This is a genomic window from Microcoleus sp. D3_18_C4 (assembly GCF_036702355.1).
Lineage (GTDB): Bacteria > Cyanobacteriota > Cyanobacteriia > Cyanobacteriales > Microcoleaceae > Microcoleus.
Window position 1 is genome coordinate 1 of the sequence record NZ_JAUBTF010000024.1, and the last position, 23,606, is coordinate 23,606.

The 23,606-nt window shown below is 46.0% G+C and carries 11 protein-coding genes and 1 tRNA gene; 5 read left to right on the plus strand and 7 right to left on the minus strand.

The window, feature by feature from the left end:
• Window positions 1-65: 65 nt before the first annotated feature.
• The 3 genes from QUA90_RS14060 to gcvH form a co-directional block, all read right to left on the minus strand.
• Window positions 66-356 (minus strand): hypothetical protein, encoded by a 291-nt coding sequence (locus QUA90_RS14060; protein ID WP_333446091.1) that lies wholly within the window; start codon window positions 354-356, stop codon window positions 66-68.
• Between the two features lie 164 nt (window positions 357-520).
• Window positions 521-3,472, minus strand: a complete 2,952-nt coding sequence (gene gcvP / locus QUA90_RS14065) for an aminomethyl-transferring glycine dehydrogenase (RefSeq protein ID WP_445300108.1) — start codon at window positions 3,470-3,472, stop codon at window positions 521-523.
• Window positions 3,473-3,865: 393 nt separating this feature from the next.
• Window positions 3,866-4,255: a glycine cleavage system protein GcvH gene (gene gcvH / locus QUA90_RS14070; RefSeq protein WP_333332423.1), complete on the minus strand. Its 390-nt coding sequence runs from the start codon at window positions 4,253-4,255 to the stop codon at window positions 3,866-3,868.
• 59 nt (window positions 4,256-4,314) lie between these two features.
• On the opposite strand from gcvH, the gene QUA90_RS14075 reads away from it, so the two are divergent.
• Window positions 4,315-5,157, plus strand: a complete 843-nt coding sequence (locus tag QUA90_RS14075) for an alpha/beta hydrolase (RefSeq protein ID WP_333446093.1) — start codon at window positions 4,315-4,317, stop codon at window positions 5,155-5,157.
• A gap of 100 nt (window positions 5,158-5,257) precedes the next feature.
• Here the strand turns inward: QUA90_RS14075 and gcvT are convergent, their stop codons facing one another.
• The 3 genes from gcvT to QUA90_RS14090 all read right to left on the minus strand — a co-directional run bounded on the left by gcvT (window position 5,258) and on the right by QUA90_RS14090 (window position 7,031).
• Window positions 5,258-6,409, minus strand: coding sequence for a glycine cleavage system aminomethyltransferase GcvT (gene gcvT, locus QUA90_RS14080; protein ID WP_333446095.1), 1,152 nt, complete (start codon window positions 6,407-6,409; stop codon window positions 5,258-5,260).
• A 192-nt stretch (window positions 6,410-6,601) separates the two neighbouring features.
• Window positions 6,602-6,674 (minus strand) — tRNA-Ala (locus tag QUA90_RS14085).
• Window positions 6,675-6,827: 153 nt separating this feature from the next.
• Window positions 6,828-7,031, minus strand: coding sequence for a hypothetical protein (locus QUA90_RS14090; RefSeq protein WP_333085722.1), 204 nt, complete (start codon window positions 7,029-7,031; stop codon window positions 6,828-6,830).
• Window positions 7,032-7,412: 381 nt separating this feature from the next.
• Here QUA90_RS14090 and QUA90_RS14095 point away from each other — a divergent pair, with 381 nt between their 5' ends.
• The 3 genes from QUA90_RS14095 (at window position 7,413) to QUA90_RS14105 (ending at window position 11,556) form a co-directional block, all read left to right on the plus strand.
• Window positions 7,413-10,796: an Eco57I restriction-modification methylase domain-containing protein gene (locus tag QUA90_RS14095; protein WP_333446097.1), complete on the plus strand. Its 3,384-nt coding sequence runs from the start codon at window positions 7,413-7,415 to the stop codon at window positions 10,794-10,796.
• A gap of 121 nt (window positions 10,797-10,917) precedes the next feature.
• On the plus strand, window positions 10,918-11,145 hold the full coding sequence (locus QUA90_RS14100) for a hypothetical protein (RefSeq protein WP_333446099.1): 228 nt from the start codon (window positions 10,918-10,920) through the stop codon (window positions 11,143-11,145).
• Window positions 11,146-11,157: 12 nt separating this feature from the next.
• Window positions 11,158-11,556, plus strand: coding sequence for a PIN domain-containing protein (locus tag QUA90_RS14105; RefSeq protein ID WP_333332407.1), 399 nt, complete (start codon window positions 11,158-11,160; stop codon window positions 11,554-11,556).
• A 176-nt stretch (window positions 11,557-11,732) separates the two neighbouring features.
• Here the strand turns inward: QUA90_RS14105 and QUA90_RS14110 are convergent, their stop codons facing one another.
• Complete coding sequence (locus QUA90_RS14110) at window positions 11,733-16,463, minus strand: glutamate synthase-related protein (RefSeq protein ID WP_333446101.1); 4,731 nt, start codon at window positions 16,461-16,463, stop codon at window positions 11,733-11,735.
• Between the two features lie 1,559 nt (window positions 16,464-18,022).
• Here QUA90_RS14110 and QUA90_RS14115 point away from each other — a divergent pair.
• Window positions 18,023-23,515 carry an AAA family ATPase gene (locus tag QUA90_RS14115; protein WP_333446103.1) on the plus strand — a complete coding sequence of 1,831 codons (5,493 nt, stop codon included), beginning with the start codon at window positions 18,023-18,025 and terminating at the stop codon, window positions 23,513-23,515.
• The last annotated feature ends 91 nt before the right edge of the window (window positions 23,516-23,606 follow it).

Genomic DNA, 23,606 nt, shown 5'->3' on the forward strand with positions numbered 1-23,606 from the left:
GCCGTTTTTATCAACAAGGTATGCGGGCCGCAACCCTTATACAGTCTATCTCGTAGACCTCTTTGTCACCCCCCCAGCATAGAATTAGCTGGGTAAGTTGCCATAAAACCATATTTATATACTCTAAAGACGCAGTTCCAAGTGCTAATTTTATTTACACCGTAGATGTCGGGGCTGATGGGATGTCGATCGGCTGTAAGATCAACAGATAAAGCCGGGCCGATAGTTTGCGCGATCGCCATTTTGATGTAAGCTGTTGTTGCCACTACCCCCAAAGCAGCCAAAAAACCTAACAATAATAAGATAATCCAACGCGGTTTATTTTCGGGAGCCAACCACAAAAATCGTCTATTCATTTTTTATTTTACCTGGGGATGTGGGGATTCTTGTATTACATTTTTTTCGGCGCGTTTATCTAGCTTGATAAGCTGTTATACATTTAAATTTTATTTGTTTGGCGGGCTAGAAGCACCCCACAAGAGTATATGTGTAAGGTGCCCATTGCCCCGGAGAGACTTATTTAACCTTGACTGTAAGCCTCCATAGGTAAACAAGAACAGACAAAATTGCGATCGCCAAACGCATTATCTATCCGACCCACCGCCGGCCAAAACTTATGTTCGCGAGTCCAAGGTGCCGGATAAGCCGCTTGCGCGCGAGTATAAGGACGATTCCACTCATCAACCATCAGAGATTCTGCGGTGTGCGGCGCATTTTTTAATACGTTATTTTGCGCGTCAACATTACCGTTTTCAATCTCCGCAATTTCAGCTCTAATTGCAATCATTGCATCGCAAAAACGATCTAATTCCTGCTTCGATTCGCTTTCCGTCGGTTCCACCATTACCGTACCAGCAACCGGCCAAGAAACCGTGGGCGCGTGATAGCCGTAATCCATCAACCGTTTAGCAATATCTTCAACTTCAATAGCCGCAGACTTTTTGAGCGATCGCAAATCCAGAATACACTCGTGCGCCACCAAACCAGCTTTTCCTTTGTACAAAACCGGATAAGAAGATGCTAAGCGTTTTGCCATGTAATTAGCATTAAGAATTGCTACTTTTGTTGCCTCAGTTAAACCCACTCCTCCCATCATCCGAATGTACATCCAAGAAATAGGCAAAATGCTAGCACTTCCCCAAGGCGCGGCGGAAACAGCACCAACTGATATTTGTTGACTGTTGACTGTTGACTGTTGACTGTTAAGAATAGAATGACTGGGCAAAAATTCTACTAAATGAGACATTACCCCAATCGGCCCCATTCCCGGCCCGCCGCCGCCGTGAGGAATACAGAAAGTTTTGTGCAAATTCAAGTGGCAAACATCAGCACCAAAATCACCGGGGCGGCACAAACCCACTTGAGCATTCATATTCGCGCCGTCCATATAAACTTGTCCACCGCAGTTGTGGACAATATCGCAAATCTCTTTAATTTCTTCCTCAAAAACGCCGTGCGTTGATGGATATGTCACCATCAAAGCCGCCAAGTCATTTTTGTGCTTCTCGGCTTTTTTCCGCAAATCGGCAACATCAATATTGCCCTGATAATCGCACTCGACAGCAACTACTTTCATCCCCGCCATCACCGCGCTAGCCGGATTTGTACCGTGGGCTGACTGGGGAATCAAACAGATATTTCGGTGAGATTCGCCTCGGTGTTCGTGGTATTCGCGAATAACTAACAAACCCGCATATTCGCCTTGGGAACCAGCGTTTGGCTGCAAAGAAATTCCCGCAAAACCTGTAATTTCTGCCAGCCACTGTTCTAGTTGCACGAACATCATTTGATAACCGCGAGTTTGATCGCGGGGTGCAAAAGGATGTATCTTGCCAAATTCTGCCCAAGTCACCGGCATCATCTCTGCTGTTGCATTCAATTTCATGGTGCAAGAACCCAAGGGAATCATCGATGTGTTTAGCGATAAATCTTTGGCTTCTAAACGGTGCAAATAGCGCAAAAGTTCAGTTTCTGAATGATAGCTGTTGAAAACTGGATGGGCGAGATAGCTGCTGGTGCGATCGCAAAAATCTGGTAAAGTCAAATAACCACTCAATGCGTCTGCATCCAGCGGAATGTTGAGAGCCTTCTGCCCGTCCGGCCTGATATAATCTTTATCCTGTGCAAAAATTTTCCATAACTCTTGCACATCTTCAACGCTGACAGTTTCATCTAAAGTGATTCCCACTGTCGAATCATCGAAAATTCGGAGATTAATTTTGCGAACTTTAGCAGCTTCTAGAATTTCTGACAACGGTTTATCTCCCAATTCTACCCGCACAGTATCGAAGAAATGTTGAGAACCAATTGTGTATCCGAAACTTCTTAAACCGGATGCCAAAAGTGCTGTTAAACTCCATACTTTCTCAGCAATGTCTTTCAGTCCAGACGGGCCGTGATAAACAGCATACATACTCGCCATTACTGCCAGCAAAACTTGAGCAGTACAAATATTGCTAGTAGCTTTTTCGCGGCGGATGTGCTGTTCGCGAGTTTGCAAAGCCAAGCGCAAAGCAGATTTGCCGTTGGCATCTTTAGAAACGCCGACAATTCGCCCCGGAACTTGCCGTTTAAACTCTTCTCGCGTGGCGAAATAGGCAGCGTGGGGCCCTCCGAATCCCATCGGCACTCCGAAGCGCTGAGTGCTTCCTACGGCTATATCCGCGCCGAATTCGCCGGGGGGTGTGAGCAAGCAAAGGCTCAAAATGTCGGCGGCGACTGTGACTAATGCGCCGACTTCGTGTGCCGATCGAATAAAATCGGTATAGTCGTAAATTGCGCCGTCTGTGGCGGGGTATTGCAGGAGAGCGCCGAAGATTGTACGATCGAACTCAAAGCTTTGATGGTCGCCGACAATTACCTCAATTCCCAAGGGCTTAGCGCGAGTTTGCACCACTTCAATAGTTTGAGGGTGGCAATCTTGGGAAACAAAAAACGCTTTTGCCTTATTTTTGCTGGCGCCGTAACTCACCGCCATCGCTTCCGCCGCCGCTGTCCCTTCATCCAGCAAAGAAGCGTTGGCAATTTCCAAACCCGTGAGGTCAATTATCATGGTTTGGAAGTTCAGCAAAGCTTCCAATCGCCCTTGAGCAATTTCGGCTTGGTAGGGAGTGTAAGCTGTATACCAGCCGGGATTTTCTAGGATATTCCGCTGGATGACTGGGGGAGTTATGCAGTCGTGATATCCTGTGCCGATGTAGGATCGAAATACCTGATTTTTTGCAGCAATTTCTTTCAATTCTGCCAAAGCGCTGTACTCGCTTTGCGCTGCGGGAAGTTGTAAGGGTTGAGAAATGCGAATCGCCGCTGGAACCGTTTTGTCAATCAACTCATCAAGGCTGGAAATGCCCAAAACATTGAGCATTTGCTGGATTTCGTTGGGTGTCGGGCCAATGTGCCGGCCCGCAAAACCACCAATGGAGGAAAGGTTTTGCTGCTGGTTGGGTTCAAGTTGAGGGCTGTAGAGTACCAAGGCGGATTCTCCTGAATAGACTTTTGCTTCTTTGTTTGTAACATTTTGCTAAGAAAACAAGGAAGATTTTCTGTGTCTATCAAAGTGCGACAGTCCGACAGGGGTGGAAACCCCTGTCTCATAGCTAAAGTCGTCTGAAGACGACTAAGCAAGATTTTTTGTGTGTATCAAAGTCCGACAGGGGTTTCCACCCCTGTCTCATAGCTAAAGTCGTCTGAAGACGACTGTAGATTAAGCTGCACTTATCGCAACTCCCCCCGCAACAGCTTGGTATTTCAGTCGTCTTTAGACGACTTGTGCTATGAGCCAGGGGTTTCAACCCCTGGCAGATTGTGGAATTATCAACGAGCCCTATGCCCTATGCCCCATGCCCTATGCCCTATTCCCTATGCCCTATTCCCCTTCGACCATTTTGCGATACTCCGGGGCCGAGAAAGCATCGTCTGCTTCGTTGGTGTTGTCAACGCGCACTTTCAGCAGCCACCCAGCGCCATAGGGGTCTTCCGCCAAATTTTCGGGAGCCTCTATAATGTCATCATTGCGTTCTACGACTATACCGGTAACTGGTGCTTTCAAGTCTTCAACCGCTTTCACTGACTCGACTGTACCGAAAGCTTCGCCCTTTTCTAGCCCTGCACCCACTTCTGGCAAATCTAGAAACACGATATCGCCGAGTTGGTCAACTGCAAAGGCACTAATGCCGATCGTGGCTATTTCGCCTTCGAGTCGAATGTATTCGTGGGTGTCTAGGTATTTCAGGTCATCGGGGTATGTTAGTGCCATGTCTTTTCTCACAATAAAAAAGTATTAGTTAAATCTTATTCAACTATGAGCCTTTAGTAATGACTAAGTGGAACAAAAAAAATATTAAACGCTTGCTTTTCGGGGAATTTTCTGTCAAACGACTGATGCGATCTATAATTTTTATTTACGCATTTCTGTGTTTTTACGGTTTCTTTTTTTCAGAAAGGCTAATTTTTCAACCTCCGCCATCTAGTCAGAGTGATAGCAGGGAAGTTATCAAAGTTAGCTCAGCTAATGGCGTGAAAATTTCTGCTGTTCATTTTCCTAACCCGCAAGCTAAATATACCATACTTTACAGTCACGGGAATGCAGAAAACTTGGACGGGATTTTGTGGCTACTCAGAGAGATTCGAGATAGCGGGTTTGCTGTGTTTGCCTATGATTATCAAGGTTACGGCACGAGTCAGGGAAATCCTTCTGAGTATAATACTTATCGTGATATTGAGGCTGCTTACAATTATTTAACCCAACAGTTGGGAGTACCTGCAAAGCAAATTATTCTTTACGGGCGTTCTGTGGGCGGTGGGCCGGCAATTGATTTGGCTTCCCGGCAAAAAGTCGGCGGTTTGGTGGTTGAAAGTTCCTTTGTTTCGGCTTTTCGGGTGTTGACGCGGATTCCGATTTTACCCTTTGACAAGTTTGTGAATATTGATAAAATTGGCAAAGTTCGATCGCCTGTTTTGGTGATTCATGGTAAGGCTGATGAGGTTGTGCATTTTTGGCATGGAGAGCAGTTGTTTGCCACCGCCAACGAGCCGAAAGTGAATTTTTGGGTTGATGGGGCCGGTCATAATGATTTGATGGATGTGGCGGGCGATCGCTATGCTGCAACTTTGCGAAATTTTGCTAAGCTTGTAGATGAATCTTCTCGACCAAGATGAGCAACGGGCTAGAAGCCCGTTCCACAAGAACACATACACCTACAATTTCTTGTGGGGTGGGCTTCTAGCCCGCCCCTGAATCAATGCTTACCTACTTAATTTAACTGGGGCGGTTTGGCGAGCGATAAAAGGGTTTTTTCACCACACTAGCCGGATAGTTTTTCCCGCGAATTTCGATTTCTAATTGCTTCCCGATTTTAGCTAATTTTGCGGGAACAAATGCGAGGGCAACTGCCCGATTCAAAGTAGGTGATAATGTACCGCTAGTAACTTCTCCTACTGTTTCGCCTTCAAATATTACCGGATAGCCGTGGCGCGCAATGTGCCGCCCCTGCATTTCTAGCCCTACCAACCGCTTCGATACTCCACTCGCTTTCTGCTGTTCCAAAACCTCGCGACCAATAAAATCGCCTTTGGTGTCGAGGTGAACAACCCAACCCAATCCAGCCTCTAAAGGTGTGATATTGTCGTCGATATCTTGACCGTAAAGAGCCATTGCTGCTTCTAAACGCAAGGTATCTCTCGCGCCCAATCCGCAAGGAACAACGCCAGCAGCTAACAATTTTTGCCACAGTTCTTTTCCTACTTCGGCATCCACCATGATTTCAAACCCATCTTCGCCGGTGTAACCAGTTCTGGCGATAAAACTCGGCTTTCCCAACAGATTTGTTTCTAAGTGACCAAATGCCTTAATTGGTGCGAGGCTGTCTTCCACAAAAGGCTGGAGATAGTTAACAGCTTCCGGGCCTTGAATTGCTATTAAAACTTTATCTTCGGAGAGGTCTGTAAAACTGAGTTCGCTCAATTCTAAGTGCGTGGTGATCCATGCTTTGTCGGCGATGCGAGTGGCGGCGTTGACAATAATTACTGCACGTTCTTCGCTAGTGATAGCGTCGGGTTCTTGCCAGTAGAAAATAATGTCGTCTAAGATGCAGCCTTTGGCATTTAGCAAGACTGTATATTGAGCTTGACCGGGTTGCAAGCGGCTCAAGTCTGAGGGTACTAAGGGTTGAAATTTTTCTCTTACTTGTTTCCCTCTCAAACCAAATTTTCCCATGTGGGAAATGTCGAACATTCCTGCTTGCTGGCGTACTGCTTGGTGTTCGCTGCTGATGCCTGCGTACTGTACTGCCATCTCCCACCCGGAAAACGGCACCATTCGGGCTTTGAGTTCTAATGATAGGTCGTACAGAGGCGTGCGGGCAAGTTGGCTCGGACTCTCTGGATTGCTGGGTTCAGTTGACTTTGCCACAGGTAGCGCTTTGGTTGCGGGTAGACTGTTTTGATTTTACGGGAAAATTGGTTTTCGCGGTGTGTAGCCCGATCGAATTTAAGGACACGCCAATACTGTTTAGGTACAAGTCGCGATCGAATTTAAGCACGCGGTGGTAATGTTTCGGTACAAATTAGGACACAGCAGTGATGTATCCCTAATTTTAATTTATGGAGAATAGCGGGCTCGAACCGCTGACCCCTACAATGCCATTGTAGTGCTCTACCAACTGAGCTAATTCCCCTTTCTTTTCGCGCTCTCAATCATGCCTTAACTGACCAATATTTGTCAAGCTTTTTGGGGAAATTAGTTTTGAGCCTTCGGCTGGCAAGGCTTTCGGCTTTTTTTCCACAAAACTCTCCTCGCTTCTGGACAATGGTCAATCCCCTACTATCATCTAGTAAGTGTGTTGGGATATTTCGGTTAAATGGCTCAAACAAGAGCCCATGAGAAAGTAGACGACTAGCAGAGCGGCGGCTGAGACCGCAACTAGGGTGCCGGCGAGCATTAGTGAAAATTCCCGTTGCGCGATCGCCTCTTGCATTAAGTGCAAAGACCAGGCAACGAGGGCAACGTCAATTATTAAAATAGGAACCAGCATAAGTTACGATTTGTAACAGCTCACCTATTGTAACAAAACTTTTGGTTAAGTGCAGATAAGCTCAGACGTATTTAACTATTGCTGTAAAACCCGAAGGGAGCAGCGGAAAGCCGCTGAGAAAAAGTTATAGCTTTTCTTGATAATTACAATATGCAAAGTTAATGAGAGCTAGCTCAGCCTTAGAGGTGCGTTTTTGACTCTTGAGCGATCAATTAAGAGCCCGATAGCTGCGCTTTACACGCATTTTTGAGGGGGTAGGGTGCGTTAGCGAAGCCCTTGAAGAGGCTCGACCTTTGAGTATAACTGATTTGATAGCAGAAGGTCTGAGCCGCTGTTGCACTTGGATGCTGTAAAATTAACTTTATTAACCTGCTTGAAAAGATGACCAATCGCTCTAGTCGCGCCCTTTTTCACAGCAAAACACTCAACACTGCTTTGCGTGCTTTTAGCTTTCCGCAAGATATGGAAGTGCGCCACCAAAAATTGGGAACGTGGATTGCAACACTTAAAACTGGTACGTTAGACGAAGTTAAAGAAGTTGCGCTGCACGGTAGTTTTATTAATGATATTTTTCAGGATGTTTTGGGATATTGCTCGGTAATTCAAGGTGCGGGGAAAGCTTGGGAAATTAACGCGGAACAAACGATATCTGATGGCGGCGGTTCTGCTGACGGGGCGATCGGCTTTTTTACTGCTGCTGACAATCCTAAAGGCAAAGCCGTGTCCCTGCAAGGTAAAGTGATTGCTCCGATCGAACTCAAGGGAGCGAAAAATGATTTAGATCGTCCCGCATCCGGGCGATCGGAATCAGCAGTTGACCAAGGTTGGCGCTACGCTAATTATACACCCGATTGTCGCTGGATTATTGTCTCGAATTATCGAGAGTTGCGACTTTATCATACGAATAAAACTCCCGCTTATTACGAACAATTTTTTCTGACTGACTTGGCGGATATTGCAGCTTTTAAGCGGTTTTACTTTCTGCTGTGCCGCCGCAATTTTTTGCCTAAAAACCAAGACAAAACAGTTTCTGTTATTGACAGACTGTTAAAAGACTCTGACGAAGCTCAAGAGGAAATTACCAATAAATTATATCAAGAATACAAAGCAATTCGACTCGCTCTCGTCAAGCATTTTCGCTTTTCTGGGCCGTCGGATATCCCCAACCGCGATCGCGTACTCATTGAAAAAGCTCAAAAAACTTTAGACCGCGTTTTATTCATTGCTTTTTGTGAAGATAAAGGATTGCTGCCGCCAAAAACCCTCAGCAACGCTCACGACAACAAAGACCAATACAATCCTAGATTAATTTGGGAAAATTATCAATCTGTATTTCGCTGGGTTGATGTGGGAAATGATGACCCTCCTGTACCGGGATACAACGGCGGTTTATTTAAATTTGATCCGATTTTAGACGCACAATTGACCGTGCCAAATCCTTTATGCAGTCTGCTTAATAAGCTGAGGCGATTTGATTTTGACACCGAAGTTTCCGTCGATATTTTGGGGCATATTTTCGAGCAGTCTGTTACAGATTTGGAAGAATTAAATGCTGAAACTACCGGACAGGAATACAATCAGAAAAAAGGCAAGCGGAAAACTCAAGGTGTGTTTTACACGCCTGCTTTTATTACTCAATATATTGTCGAGGTTTCTCTCGGCGGCTATCTGCATCGACGAGAGCAAGAGTGGCGCGATTTCTTCCTAATGGGCGAAGTTGCTGAAGTGTCGGTTAAGCCACCCAAGAAAACTGCAATTAAGTTTTGGAAAGCGTATCGAGACGAAGTGCTGCAAAAAACGCGCGTCATCGATCCGGCGTGCGGTTCGGGTGCTTTTTTGATTGCGGCTTTTGATTATTTAATGCAGCAGTACGAAAGAGTCGATCGCGAATTGAATGCTTTGGGGTATAAGCCAAAAAACGGCAAGTCACTGGAATTTGACAGAAGCATTTTAAGCAACAACCTGTATGGCGTAGATTTGCTGCCGGAATCGGCGGAAATCACCAAGCTTTCGCTGTGGTTAAAGACGGCGGAACCGGGTAAAATGCTGACTTATTTGGATGATAATATTAAAGCGGGAAACTCGATCGTATCTGACAATAATGTAGCAGAGAGAGCCTTTGATTGGCAGGCTGAATTTCCCCAGATTTTTGCTGATGGTGGTTTTGATGTTGTGATTGGCAATCCGCCTTACGTGCGGCAGGAGTTGCTATCTCCAATTAAACCATACTTGCAAGCAAATTATGAATCTTATAACAGCGTAGCAGACCTTTATACTTACTTTTATGAACTCGGATTAAACATTCTCAAACCGGGGGGAGTGCTTTCGTATATTGTCACAAATAAATGGCTGAGGTCTGGATACGGCGAACCTCTACGCAAGTTTTTTGCGAGTCAAGGTTTACTAGAGCAAATTATTGATTTTGGACACGCGCCAATTTTTGAAGATGCTGATACTTTTCCCTGTATTGTCGCAGTCAGAAAGCCTAACGCTTCTCTATGTATCTCTGAAACTGAAAGCGAGATTGAGCCAGGTAAATCTGAACCTAATTCGCCTGTGATTGTTTGTCCGGTTCCGCGCGAGTATCTTGCTAAGATCAACCTTACACAATACGTTCAACAACACGGTTATCAAATTTCGCGAGATCGTTTTACTGCGAATGCTTGGAGTTTGGAACCTCCTGCTGTTGATGATTTGATGCAAAAAATTCAACGAGTGGGTGTTCCGCTTAAAGATTTTGCAGGGGTTAAGCCTTATCGAGGTATTTTAACAGGATTGAATGAAGCTTTTTTAATTGATGAAGCGACTAAAAACAGTCTAGTGCAAGCAGACCCTAAATCCGCTGAAATCATCAAGCCATTATTGCGAGGTCAGAACATTAAACGCTGGAGTCCAGAGTGGGAAAATCTTTGGATTATTCTGCTGAAGTCTAGCAGCGATAGTGTATGGCCGTGGAGTACCGCAAACGATAAAGCAGAGGAAGTATTTGCACAAACATTTCCATCGGTATATAAGTATATGAAGCCGATGCAAGAAAAACTGTCTAAGCGTTCCGACCAAGGGCGTTACTGGTGGGAACTGCGTAGCTGTGCTTACTATAACGTTTTTCAAGAACCAAAAATTATCACTCAAGATTTGGCTACTTATTCTTGGTTTTGCTTCGTCTCTCAAGAGATATACCCAGTGAATACTTGCTATCTATGGCCAACAGGAAATTTTTATATGCTTGGGTGGTTGTGTTCGCCAATAACTTGGTGGATTTGTCACCACACTTTGCAAAAAGGAATCAATGACACACTGCGAATGTTTAGAGAACAGGTAGAAACTTTACCCATCGCACCACCAACTGACTCAATTCGTGCCGAAGTAGAACCAATTGTCAGCCGTTTAATTGAAATCGCCAAAACTAATCAAGAAACTCACCGAGATGTCTTGCAATGGCTGGAAATCACTTATTTAATTGATAAAGTCGGACAAAAACTCGAAGATTTTTCTGCCCTTTCCTTTGCAGAGTTTGTAGCAGAAATCAGAAAGCGAATGCCGAAAACTAAATCCTCCGATCCTCTCGGCGTTGCTGGACTAAAAGCAGTCCGCGAAACTTATAATGAATATGCACCGGCCATTCAATCTCGCAAAGCTGAGGCGTTGAGACTCGAACACCGTTTATCCGACTTAGTTAATCAAGCTTACGGATTGACACCGGAAGAAATAGATTTGATGTGGAAAACAGCACCTCCACGAATGCCGATCGCCCGACAGATTTGATATAAGGTTATATTTGCTGAAACTATTATATCAAAAATTTGTATTTTTGGGGGAAGATTTGTTAGACTGGGATTGTTAGCTAGCGAGTCGATAGACCATATTGTACGCGAGGTGAATCATTATGCTCCAAGCATTTGAAGGAATTTACAGAAATGGAGTCATCGAACTGTTAGAATTTCCTGAAAATATTTATGAAAGTCGCGTGGTGATTACTTTTTTGGCTGCGCCATCCATTCCTCGAACGCCTACATTTATCCAGTTTGGAATGTTTGCAGGTTCTCATCAATCCACCGAAGCTGATTTCGAGATTGCCGAATTTCAAGGGGATACTGACGATGAATTAGATTAGTCATAGCTGCCGATGAAATATGTCATTGATACCCACGCGCTGATCTGGTTTCTCGAAGGAAATCAAAGATTTGGGACTCAAGTCCAAGCCATTCTATCCAATTTGGACAGTCAGCTTGTTTTACCTGCGATCCCCTTGGCTGAAGCTGCATGGATTGTAGAACGAGGAAAAACATCAATTCCATCTGTTAATGCGTTGTTCAATGCGATTAATAGCGATTCTAGAATCGCAGTTTATCCACTCGATCGAACTATTATCAATCAAACGCTCAGCTTATTGAGCATCCATGAAATGCACGATCGTCAAATTGTAGCAACGGCAATGATTTTGCAAAATCAAGGTGAAACTGTTGCGCTGTTGACGTGCGATGGAAATATTACGGCTTCAGGTGTAATTTCTGTAATCTGGTGATTAATAAAACAACGGTTAAAAGAGGAAAGCCAAGGTTTAGGAATTATTAAACCGCAGAGAGCGCGGAGAGCGCAGAGGAACACAAGAGAAAGAGAGATGAATAATTTCGCTTTTGATATGAAGATGAAAAAAGGGGCAACTCGCGTCGCCCCTCATCTATTTAACCAACTGGAAAATTAAACTTCCACAGCAATCTTTTGTTCCGAAGCCTCCGGCGAATTCGCTTCACTTGGCGGCACAACTTGCCAGAATTTCGGCAAATATTCCGACCAATTTGCTAAAATCTTCTCAGCTTTCTTGCTGCCCGTTCGATCGCGCTGAGCCTCAATTAACTCCTTCAATTGCGCCTCCCCAGCCGCCGTACAAACGCGCTGCATCTTCACAATCTCCCCGTTGACGTGAGCCGGGAAAGTCCCATCTTCATCGAGGAAATAAGCCAAGCCGCCAGTCATTCCAGCGCCGACATTCCGGCCGACTTTTCCTAACACCACAATCACGCCACCAGTCATGTACTCGCAGCAGTGATCGCCCGCACCCTCGATCACTGCTTTCGCCATCGAGTTACGCACTGCAAACCGTTCGCCAGCTTTACCCGCAGCCAACAGAGTTCCCCCCGTCGCACCGTATAAACAAGTGTTACCGACGATCGCATTTTCGGAAGCATCATAAGTCGCACCAGCCGGCGGTGCGATCGCGATTTCGCCACCGTGCATCCCCTTACCAACGTAGTCATTGGCTTGGCCTGACAGTACCAGCGTCATCCCCGGCAAATTGAACGCGCCGAAGCTTTGGCCCGCGCTACCAGTGCAATTGAGCGTGATTTGACCGCTAAAGCCGGTGTTACCGTGTTGCTGTGCGATCGCACCTGCCAAACGCGCTCCCACAGTGCGATCGGTATTCACCAATTTTACATTCTTGCTAACAGTGCCGTGATTGGCGATCGCACTTTGAATCTCAGCATCCGCCAGCAAATCGTCGTCTAACACTGGCCCGTTTGTGTGTACGTCGCCGTGGATCAAGAAAGAGCGATCGCTCTTAGTATCCGGTAACTTGGTCAAACAATCCAAATTAATTGCTTGGGTTTTAGTTAGTTGCACCCCATCGCGCATTTTCAGCAAATCCGCGCGGCCGATGATATCTGCGATCGACTTATAACCCAATTTCGCCAGCAAACTCCGCACTTCTTGTGCTACGAAATAGAAGAAATTCACCACGTGTTCCGGCGTTCCGGGGAACCGTTTCCGCAAGTGTTCTTGTTGAGTTGTCACGCCGACCGGACAACTATTCATGTGGCAAACGCGAGCCATAATACAGCCTTCTGCAATCATTGCCACCGTACCGAAACCGTACTCTTCGCCGCCCATCAAAGCGCCTACAATCACGTCCCAGCCGCTTTTAAAGCCACCGTCAACGCGCAGCAAAACTCGATCGCGCAATTTATTTTCCATCAGCACCCGGTGAACTTCTGTCAATCCGAGTTCCCACGGAGAACCTGCGTGCTTAATCGAACTCAGTGGCGAAGCACCGGTGCCGCCATCGTGGCCGGAAATTTGAATCACATCAGCATTTGCCTTGGCGACACCAGCCGCTACAGTCCCGATGCCGACTTCCGACACCAACTTCACCGAAACTCCTGCTTTCGGATTGATTTGGTGCAAGTCAAAAATCAACTGTGCCAAATCCTCGATCGAATAAATATCGTGGTGAGGAGGAGGCGAAATCAGCGTGACACCCGGTTTCGATCGGCGCAAATAAGCAATGTACTCGCTCACTTTCGCCCCAGGCAATTGACCGCCTTCACCCGGTTTCGCACCTTGTGCGATCTTAATTTCGATTTGTTCGGCGTTCATCAGGTACTCAGGAGTCACCCCGAAGCGTCCCGAAGCTACCTGTTTGATGGATGAAGAAGCTGTATCGCCGTTCTGCAAACCTTTTAAGTGAGGTAGCGTTTGTGAGAAACCCGCCGCGCTCACATCGTTTAGCACTTTGTAGCGCACCGGATCTTCGCCACCTTCGCCGGAGTTGGATTTGCCGCCGATGCGGTTCATCGCAATCGCTAGCGTTTCGTGGGCTTCTGGGGACAAAGCGCCGAGAGACATACCGCCCGTGGCGAAGCGTTTGACAATATCTGCTACAGATTCTACTTCTTCGATGGCAATGGGAGGACGATCGCTCGCAAAATCCAGCAAATCCCGCAAAGCCGTTACCGGGCGATTTTCGAGCTGTTTCTTGTAAACCTCGTAATGGTCGTAGGCACTTTCCGAATTTTTGTCACCAATTGGTGTCATTTTTGGTTCGGCCCCATTGCCATTACTGTTAGTTTGAGCCTTAAAAGTAGTCACGGCTTTGTGCAAAGCCTTGGCCATTTCTGGGCTGTTCATGTGATATTCGCCGCCGCGACGGTACTGCACGAAGCCGAAGTTTTCCAGCTTTTTCAGAACCAATTCTGGGAAAGCCTGACTGTGGAAAGACATTACCTCGTTAGCCAGTTCCGCGACACTCAAACCGCCGATCCGAGAAACAGTGCCTTTGAAGCCCAAATCGAGCAAATCGCCGCCAATGCCGATCGCCTCAAAGATTTGTGCCCCCTGATAGCTAGCCAGTAGTGAAATCCCCATTTTCGAGAGAATCTTCAGCAGCCCATTTTCCACCGCTGTGCGATATTTAGCTTGAGCCTGTGTCACGGTAATATTGGGAACTTTGCCGTGCTGCATCAAGTTTTGAGTCTTGCTGTCAGACCACCAGGCGCGCACGCTTTCTAAGGCCAGGTAAGGGCAAACAGCCACCGCACCGTAACCGATCAAACAAGCGAAGTGGTGAGTGCTCCAACATTGGGCGGTATCGACAACTAGCGAAGTTTGCATCCGCAGCCCGACGCTAATTAAGTGGTGGTGAACCGCGCCAACGGCCAGGAAGGGCGGAATATAAGTGTATTCTGCACTCAATCCAACAGAAGATCCATCGCCTTCTTTCTTCAAAAGTCGATCGCTCAAAATCAGAATTCTCGAACCCTCGCGCACGGCTTGAGCCGCCTTTTGACAAAGTTGCTCGACTGCGGTTTTCAAACCTCCAGGCCCGGCCGCAATTTTGTAAAGCGTTGACAATTCGGTTGCGGGGAAAGACTTTTGATCTTTCAAGAAAGACAGTTCAGCGTCGTTGAGTACGGGGGAATCAATTTTCATGCGCTTGGCATTTTCTGGTACTGCTTGCAGTAAATTGCCCCGCAGGCCCACATTCATCGTCAGCGACATCACCATCCCCTCCCGCAGGGGGTCGATCGGCGGATTTGTCACTTGAGCGAACCGCTGTTTGAAATAGTTGTACAGCAACTGAGGCTTTTCTGACAATACAGCTAAGGGAGCGTCGTCGCCCATGCAGAAAGTCGGTTCTTTCCCAGAACTCGCCATCTCGACGATCACCATGTCCAAATCTTCTGCTGTGTAGCCAAAAGCAGTTTGGGTTGCTAACAGGGTTTGGGAGTCGAGGGTTGCTGTTTCGGCAAAAGGCTGCGGTTGCAAGATTTCGCGGTTTTGTTGCAGCCATTCGCCGTAGGGATGCCGCTTAGCAATTCGCTGCTTGAGTTGCCAATTTTTGAGAATTTCCTTGGTTTGCAGGTCAACTGCAATCATTTGTCCTGGCCCCAAACGGCCTTTTTCGACAATATCTGCTTCGGGAATATCGACAACTCCCGCTTCCGAAGCCACAATTACCAAACCGTCTTTAGTAATGCAGTAGCGGGCCGGCCGCAAACCGTTGCGATCGAGCGTAGCACCTACTTGTTTCCCGTCGCTGAACACCAGCAGTGCGGGGCCGTCCCAAGGTTCTTGAATGCCGCTGTAATATTCGTAAAAATCGACAATTTCTGGATAAGGAGCCAAATCCGGCTGATTTTTGTAAGCTTCGGGCACCAGAATTGTCAGGGATTCCAGGGGGGTGCGGCCGGAGTGCACCAACAACTCCATCACGTTGTCCAAGTTTGCCGAATCGCTGCTTTCGGGATTGACAATTGGGTTAAACGTGTCGATATCAGCTTGACTCCAATTCGGGTGAGCTAAATTCGCTTGCCGCGCCTTCATCCAGGTAATATTGCCCAACAGCGTGTTAATTTCCCCGTTGTGTCCCAGCAAGCGCATGGGCTGGGCTAAGTGCCAGCGGGGCATCGTGTTGGTGCTGAAGCGCCGGTGATAGACGGCAAAGGAGCTTTTATAAGCGGGATTTTTCAGGTCTGGGTAAAATTCTGCCAATACGGCCGATCGCACCATGCCTTTATAGACGATCGTGCGGCAGGAAAAAGAGCAAGTATAAAAGTCTTGGCGGGTGAAGTTGGGGCGATTTGACAGCGCGTGTCCGATCGTGCGGCGCGCCAGAAATAGATGTTTGTCGAGTTCGTCTCCGGCTAAGTGCGGTGAACTGACAATTACTTGTTCGATTTGAGGTTGATTTTCTAGCGCTTGCTCGCCCAAAACCGACGGTACAATGGGAACTTTGCGCCATCCCACAACTGTCAGCTCGCGATCGGTCAGAACTTGCTCAACCACCTGCCGCGCTATAGTCGCTTGAAATTTATCTTGAGACAGAAACAGCATTCCCACGCCGCAGTTTTCCCGCGCCGGAGGCACAATTCCCTGTTCGACAAACCAAGTATCCAGCAATTCCCAAGGAATCGCGGTCATCAAACCCGCACCGTCGCCGGAATCTTTGTCGGCGCTGCAACCGCCGCGATGTTCTAGACAAGTTAAAGCTGGGAGCGCTTTTTCAATAATCGAGTGCGTAGCTTCGCCGCTTTGGTTGGCAATAAAACCCACACCGCAGGCATCTCTTTCTTCCACTAACCAGCTTTGGCCGGCGAATGGAGTTCCTCGCTCAGTCTGATGCACGTTTCTGTTTGGATCGATCGTGTTACCCATGTTGATTGAATGTTATTTCCGTGATTGTGTGGTTGATGCGTTTTTATAGCTCGGAGAGAGAAGGCTGCCGAGCGGTGGGAGCCTAGTAAACTTTAAGACAGCACATTGGAAGCTGATTTGATTAAAAATTTACGTCTATGCGGCCTGTACCTAGCACTGAAACCCTGTTTGCAGATTTTAAATTATCTCGCTCGCATCGCCTCAGAGATGTCTCCTAGAATACCCTGCTGTTAAAAAGCAGTGATTCTTTGGGCGATCGCCGCCCTGCAACTAGATACATTGCAGCCGATCTAGTTTTTTGTGTGGGTTTTTCCTGAGCTCGGAAGGGTAGCCTTGCGGACTCAGGTAGATAGTAACTTTAGCGTTATTTTGCTTGCTGCGCTGTTGAGTTGCTTTCGTCAGCGCCCGCAGACACAAAAGCAACCTGCCCGCTCAGTCGGTAGGTGCAATGTAGCAGCGCGGTTCACAACTGGTGAAACCTGTCTTATTGTGAAGTCAACTCTCAAGCCGCGAACATCAAGTTTATCAAAAAATTGATAAAATTTCACCCATTAGACTTAGAGTTTGCGTGCAAGTCTTGTCAGCGATCGTCCAGAACTCACGCTAAGATGCCTAGCCGAAAAAAGTTGACAGTTTTCCATAACTCTAATTTAGATTTTTTTACCCACAAAGTTTTGTCATCTCAAATCCGTTGGCATCGGAATTATTCATCTCTCTCTTCCCTTTCTCTGTATCCTCTGCGTCCTCTGCGGTTTAATCATTCCGATACAACCGGAATGGATATCACTCATCAATGCAGGATATTTCAAGGATTTCTAACACATTCGGAGCATCTGGTAGAGCCTGCGCCGCCTTTTTGACCACGCGCCCCATGGATACTTGCTTGCTGACAAGATTCGGGGAGAGGCAAAAATTTTAGACCACTGTTCAAGCTGCCAGATTCATTGAAGTAAATCTCAAACTCAACTCGACTAACGCTCACAAGCTTGTCCTTGGTAATTTTGTTTAGCTCAACCGTGAGCGTTTTTACAGATTTGATTGGCATGGGGAATATTTCATGCCTATCTTTTATAAAAGAAAGGTTAGTTAGCGGCAATCGTAAGACTGGTAAAATGTGCCGATGGTGATTACACTCAATTCTGCATACAGGTAGACCGAAGCCCAGTGATATAAATCATGGTAATCCTATTATATGAGAGATATAATTAAAATAACTTGACACTGATTAAAATAGCATAGCGCTTGAGAATTCACGCTTTTTTTCGTAAGGAAGAGGTTAGCTTAAATTAACCCCGCACACTTGTATCAATGTGTGTTAATGACTCAGCAAATAAGCCAAAAGCTAAAGTAATTTTAAATCAACGCTATCTCAAAAAAAGTATACAAGCAAAAACAACCAAAATATTAAGTCTGGTTTTAAGAGAGCGCTTTCATAGTTTGAGCGACAAAGTAGATTAAACTAAATATAGTTAATCAATAGCACAGCCGATAGAGCGAAAATAGTAGATAGTAACTCTAAAAAGCTTCAGGCTTGACAGAAGCAGTAGGAGTAGGTAGGTATGGCGAGCATAACAAATATTTTTCGAGGATATCAAATTAACGAGCAAATATACGCAGGCAATCGAACTCTAGTTTATCGTGGCCGTCGGTCTTCAGATCAGCAGCCCGTCGTGATCAAACTGCTGCGAAATGACTTTCCCCGCTTTCACGAACTGGTTCACTTCCGCAACCAGTACGTCATTACTAAAAACTTAGAGATCCCCGGCACTGTCAAGGCATACAGCCTGGAGACTTACCATAACCACTATGCTCTGGTGATGGAAGACTTTGGCGGAATTTCCTTAAGTAGCTACCTCGCTAGTCTGGTGTTCGCCAGCAAGGAACCCCTAGAAGGCTTGCCCATTAACGAGTTTCTTCCCATTGCCATTCAAATTGCCAACTCGCTTGAGGGACTTTATCGCCACCACATCATCCATAAGGACCTCAAACCCGCCAACATTTTAATTAACCCTGTCAGCAAACAAGTTAAGCTGATTGACTTCAGCATCGCTTCCCTGTTGCCGCGCCAAACCCAAGAAATTCAAAATCCCAACCTCCTTGAAGGCACTTTACCTTACATATCTCCAGAACAAACTGGGCGAATGAACCGAGGGATTGACTACCGCACGGATTTCTACTCTCTGGGAGTCACATTCTACGAACTGCTGACGAGACAGTTGCCTTTCCAAAGCGAAGATCCGATAGAGTTAGTACACTGTCACCTTGCCAAGCAGCCTATCTCAGTTCATCACCTCAACAATAAAGTTCCATTGGTGTTGTCTGAAATTGTTAGCAAACTGATGGCGAAGAATGCTGAAGATAGGTATCAAAGTGCCCTAGGACTCAAGTTTGATTTGGAAAATTGTTGGTACCAGTGGCAAAAAACTGGAGACATCGCCTCTTTTAAACTAGGGCAGCGAGATTTGTGCGATCGCTTCATCATTCCCGAAAAATTATATGGTAGAGAGATCGAAGTATTCTCCCTACTGACAGCCTTCGATCGCGTCAGTGCAGGAAGCGCCGAAATGATGCTGGTGGCTGGCTTCTCAGGCATTGGCAAAACCGCCGTCGTCAACGAAGTTCACAAACCGATTGTCGCAGCTAGGGGCTACTTCATCAAAGGCAAATTCGACCAATTTGGGCGCAGCCAACCCTTCTCAGCTTTTGTACAAGCTTTTCGGGATTTAATAAACCAATTGCTGAGCGAAACAGATGCTAAAGTTGAACAGTGGAAGACTCAAATCCTGGCAGCATTGGGCGAGAATGCTCAGGTAATCGTTGAGGTAATTCCTGAACTAGAACGGATTATCGGAGAGCAACCACCGGCACCAGAACTCGTCGGCAGTGCTGCCCAAAATCGCTTCAATCGGTTACTCGATAACTTCATTCAACTCTTCACAACCAAAGAACATCCCCTCGTCATCTTCTTAGACGACTTGCAATGGGCAGACTCAGCCTCATTGAACTTGATTAAACTTCTGACGAGCGATCGCGATCGGCGCTATCTCTTATTAATTGGAGCATATCGAGATAACGAAGTCAGTCCCGTACACCCTTTGGTGCTGACGTTATCCGACATTCAACAAAGCGGAGCTACGGTAAACACCATTACCCTCGCGCCGCTCGATTGCTTCAATTTGAATTGTTTGATTGCCGATACTTTAGTTTGTTCTAGAGCGTTGGCTATTCCCTTAACAGAACTGGTCGATCAAAAAACCCAAGGCAATCCGTTTTTTAGCACGCAATTTCTCAAATCTCTGCATAAAGATGGGCTAATTACATTTAATTTTGACGAGCGGTATTGGCAGTGCGATATCGCCACAGTGCGAACCTTAGCCCTGACAGATGATGTGGTAGAGTTCATGGCGCTTCAATTGCAAAAGTTGCCATCCCAGACGCAAGAAGTTTTAAAGTTAGCTGCCTGCATTGGCAACGAATTCGATTTAGCAACATTGGCGGTAGTTTGTGAAAAATCTTCTTCAGATACGGCAGCCAACTTGTGGCCTGCTTTGCAAGCAGGGTTGATTCTCCCACTAACTGAAGTTTATAAATTTTTCACTTCAGACGAGGTTGAATTCATAAATCAGAATTCACAAGGAGACAGCAATACTTCTGACTCATGGTTCCAGAATCCCGACTCCTGTTATTACAAATTTCTGCACGATCGCGTACAGCAAGCAGCTTACGTTTTGATTCCCGAATCCCAGAAACAATCCACTCACCTCAATATTGGCCAACTGTTGTTGATTAATACTCCGACAACTGAAAGGGAAGAGCAAATTTTTAATATAGTCAACCAGTTGAATTATGGTGTTGATTTAATTGCCGAAACAACACAGCGTTACCAACTGGTTGAGTTGAATTTGACGGCGGGACGCAAGGCGAAGACTGCTACTGCTTATGCTGCAGCACGCAAATATTTAAGTTTTGGCAGACAAATCCTAGCTCCCGATAGCTGGCAAACTCACTATGAAACAGCCCTCGAACTGCACGTATTAGCGGCAGAAACTGCATACCTGAGCTATGATTTTCAGGAAATGCAGGAATTAGCAGCTTTAGTCCTCCACAATGCCAGAACGCTGCTGGATAAGGTCAAAGTTTATGAAATCGAGCTTTCTGCTTGTACGGCGCAAGTCAAACCCAAACAAGCCGTTGAAATGGGGTTAGCAGTTCTCAAACTCTTGGGAATCTGCTTCCCAGAAAATCCAACTCCGGCAGATATTCAGCAGCGACTAGAACAAACCGCGTCACTTTTTGCGGGTAAAAAAATCGCGGAGTTTATTGATTTGCCAGAAATGGAAAATCTCCAAAAGCAAGCAGCATTGCGGATTTTATCAGGTTTAGTTTCTCCAGCCTACATCACGGCTCCACTTCTCCTGCCACTGGTTATTGTGGAAATGGTGCATTTGTCGGTTAGTTATGGAAATGCTCCCTTATCTGCTTTTGCTTACGGCTTGTATGGATTGGTATTAAGCGGTGTAGTTCAAGACATTGAAACAGGGTTTGAATTTGGGCAATTGGCGTTAAATATTGTTGATTTATTTAATGCTAATTACCTCAAAACTAAAGTATATTATACAGTCGGCGTTCACATCATACATGGTAAACATCATGTTAAAGAAACCATCCCTCTTTTAAAAGAGGGTTACGCCAGAGGACTGGAAACAGGAGAGCTAGAATTAGGATATTCAGCCAAAGAAATCTCTCAATATTCATATTTAATCGGTCGGGAAATTGCCGGACTCGAAGAGGAGGTAGCGACTTACTGCAATGCGCTGGTTCAATTTAAACAAGAAGCAGCGTTAAATTATACTCAAATCGTTCATCAGGCTTTATTAAACCTGCTGGGGCGATCGGAAAATCCATGTCAATTTGTGGGAGATGCCTACAATGAAGAAACAATGCTCCCATTTCACATCCAAGCAAACGATCGCAACGGGCTCCACTATTTGTACTTCCATAAAATGCTTGTGTGTTACCTATTTGGAGAAACCGAGCAAGCTTTAGAAAATGCTCGGCAAGCCGAACAGTATTTAGACGCGGTGACGGGTATGCTGAATGTGCCCATGTTCTACTTTTATGACTCTCTAGCACGGCTGGGCGTTTGTACCGATGTGGCTTCCTCCGAAGAGAAACAAGAACATCTGGAAAAAGTAAAAAGCAACCAAGAAACCCTTCATAAATGGGCGACTCACGCCCCCATGAATTTCTCTCACAAATTTTTCCTAGTGGAAGCCGAACTTTTCCGAGTGCTGGGTGAAAATGTGCAGGCGATGGAGAATTACGATCGCGCTATTGTTCTTGCTAAAGAAAACGATTATCTCAACGAAGAAGCTCTGGCGAATGAATTGGCTGCTAAATTCTACATGGCATGGGGGAAAGAAAAACTTGGCCAGGTATATCTAAGAGATGCTTACTATGCTTATGCTCGTTGGGGAGCGAAAGCAAAAATCGACGATTTAGAACAACGCTATCCCGAACTTCTTGCTCCTATCTTCAAACAGGAAAATGCTGGTTCGTTCGAGAAAGGTACTACCTCCCATGAGACTTCATTAATTTCTAGTCATCGCCAAACAATTGCTGGAAGTACGAGTACCACAGTAATAGATTTACCAACTGTTATCAAAGCTTATCAAGCTTTGTCTAGCGAAATTAAGCTGGAACAATTGCTCACTACCCTTATGGAAGTAGCGATTCAGAATGCAGGCGCTCAAACAGGAGTATTGATTTTGAAAGAAGAGGACAACTGGAAAATCGCCGTCCACTGTAGCGATCGCCAAGGTTGTCTTCTGCAAGAAACTATTGGGATTGAGGAGAGCGAATCAATTCCCCAGACTGTGATTAATTACGTCAAACGCACCCAGAAAACCCTAGTTTTCGATGATGTCAAGACTGAATTAATATTTACTTCTGACCCCTATATCAAGCAGCACCAACCTAAGAGCATCCTCTGTACTCCGATTATCCATCAAGGCAAAATGATGGCAATTCTGTATTTGGAAAATAATCTGACGACAGGGGCATTCACTGGCGATCGCGTCGCTCTCCTCAACATCCTCTGTTCCCAAGCTGCCATCTCGCTGGAAAACGCCCGCTTATATCAGCAATCTCAACAGCTTTATCAACAATCTCAGGATTATGCCCAAAAACTGGAGCAGTCTATCCAAGATCTCAAACAGACGCAACTGCAATTGGTGCAGGGTGAAAAGATGTCGGCTCTGGGAAATTTAGTCGCAGGGGTAGCCCACGAAATTAACAATCCCGTAGGCTTTATCGCCGGCAACTTGCAACCTGCTCAAGAATACGTGGGGGATTTATTCAATTTGATTGATTTGTATCAAGCAACATTTCCCCATCCGGGAGTGGAAATTGAAACAGAAATTGAGGATATAGACTTGGAGTATTTGCGAGAAGATTTGCCCAAATTGATTGGCTCGATGAAAGAGGGGGTCGAGCGCATCCGCAATATCAGTACGAGTTTGAGAACGTTTTCCAGGGCAGATAGCGATCGACCCGTTTCTTTCAATATTCACGATGGGATCGAAAGCACTCTGCTAATTCTCAAGCACCGTTTAAAAGCCAGCGAGTTCCGCCCTGCCATTGAAGTTGTGAGAGAGTATGGTAACTTGCCTCTAGTGAAATGCTTTCCCGGACAGTTAAACCAGGTATTTATGAATGTGCTGGCTAATGCCATTGACGCTCTGGAGGAGTCAAATAAGGAGCGCACTTTTAGTGAAATTAAAGCCCTACCTAATCAAATCACGGTTCAAACTGCTCTGAGCGAAGACAAAAATCAGGTTTTGATTCGGATTAAGGATAATGGAGTGGGGATGTCGGCGGAAGTCCAGGAAAACATCTTTAACCACTTATTTACAACCAAACCTGTGGGTCAAGGAACTGGATTAGGGTTGTCGATCGCACACCAAATTGTTGTGGAAAAACATGGAGGTACGTTACTCGTAAATTCTTCTTTGGGGCAGGGTTCGGAGTTTGTGATTTCTATTCCGGGGTGAGCCTTTTGTAGTAGGGCTTGAGGGCAATTAGTGCGATCGCCAAAAATATCGGATTTAGTAAGAAGAGACATACGGATTGTCCGGGTTCCTA

What these genes read in the sequence shown, in the direction of transcription:
- QUA90_RS14060 (WP_333446091.1), bottom strand. Translation starts at nt 356, where the DNA reads ATGAATAGACGATTTTTGTGGTTGGCTCCCGAAAATAAACCGCGTTGG.
- gcvH (WP_333332423.1), bottom strand. Translation starts at nt 4,255, where the DNA reads ATGGCACTAACATACCCCGATGACCTGAAATACCTAGACACCCACGAA.
- QUA90_RS14075 (WP_333446093.1), top strand. Translation starts at nt 4,315, where the DNA reads ATGACTAAGTGGAACAAAAAAAATATTAAACGCTTGCTTTTCGGGGAA.
- QUA90_RS14090 (WP_333085722.1), bottom strand. Translation starts at nt 7,031, where the DNA reads ATGCTGGTTCCTATTTTAATAATTGACGTTGCCCTCGTTGCCTGGTCT.
- QUA90_RS14095 (WP_333446097.1), top strand. Translation starts at nt 7,413, where the DNA reads ATGACCAATCGCTCTAGTCGCGCCCTTTTTCACAGCAAAACACTCAAC.
- QUA90_RS14100 (WP_333446099.1), top strand. Translation starts at nt 10,918, where the DNA reads ATGCTCCAAGCATTTGAAGGAATTTACAGAAATGGAGTCATCGAACTG.
- QUA90_RS14105 (WP_333332407.1), top strand. Translation starts at nt 11,158, where the DNA reads ATGAAATATGTCATTGATACCCACGCGCTGATCTGGTTTCTCGAAGGA.
- QUA90_RS14110 (WP_333446101.1), bottom strand. Translation starts at nt 16,463, where the DNA reads ATGGGTAACACGATCGATCCAAACAGAAACGTGCATCAGACTGAGCGA.
- QUA90_RS14115 (WP_333446103.1), top strand. Translation starts at nt 18,023, where the DNA reads ATGGCGAGCATAACAAATATTTTTCGAGGATATCAAATTAACGAGCAA.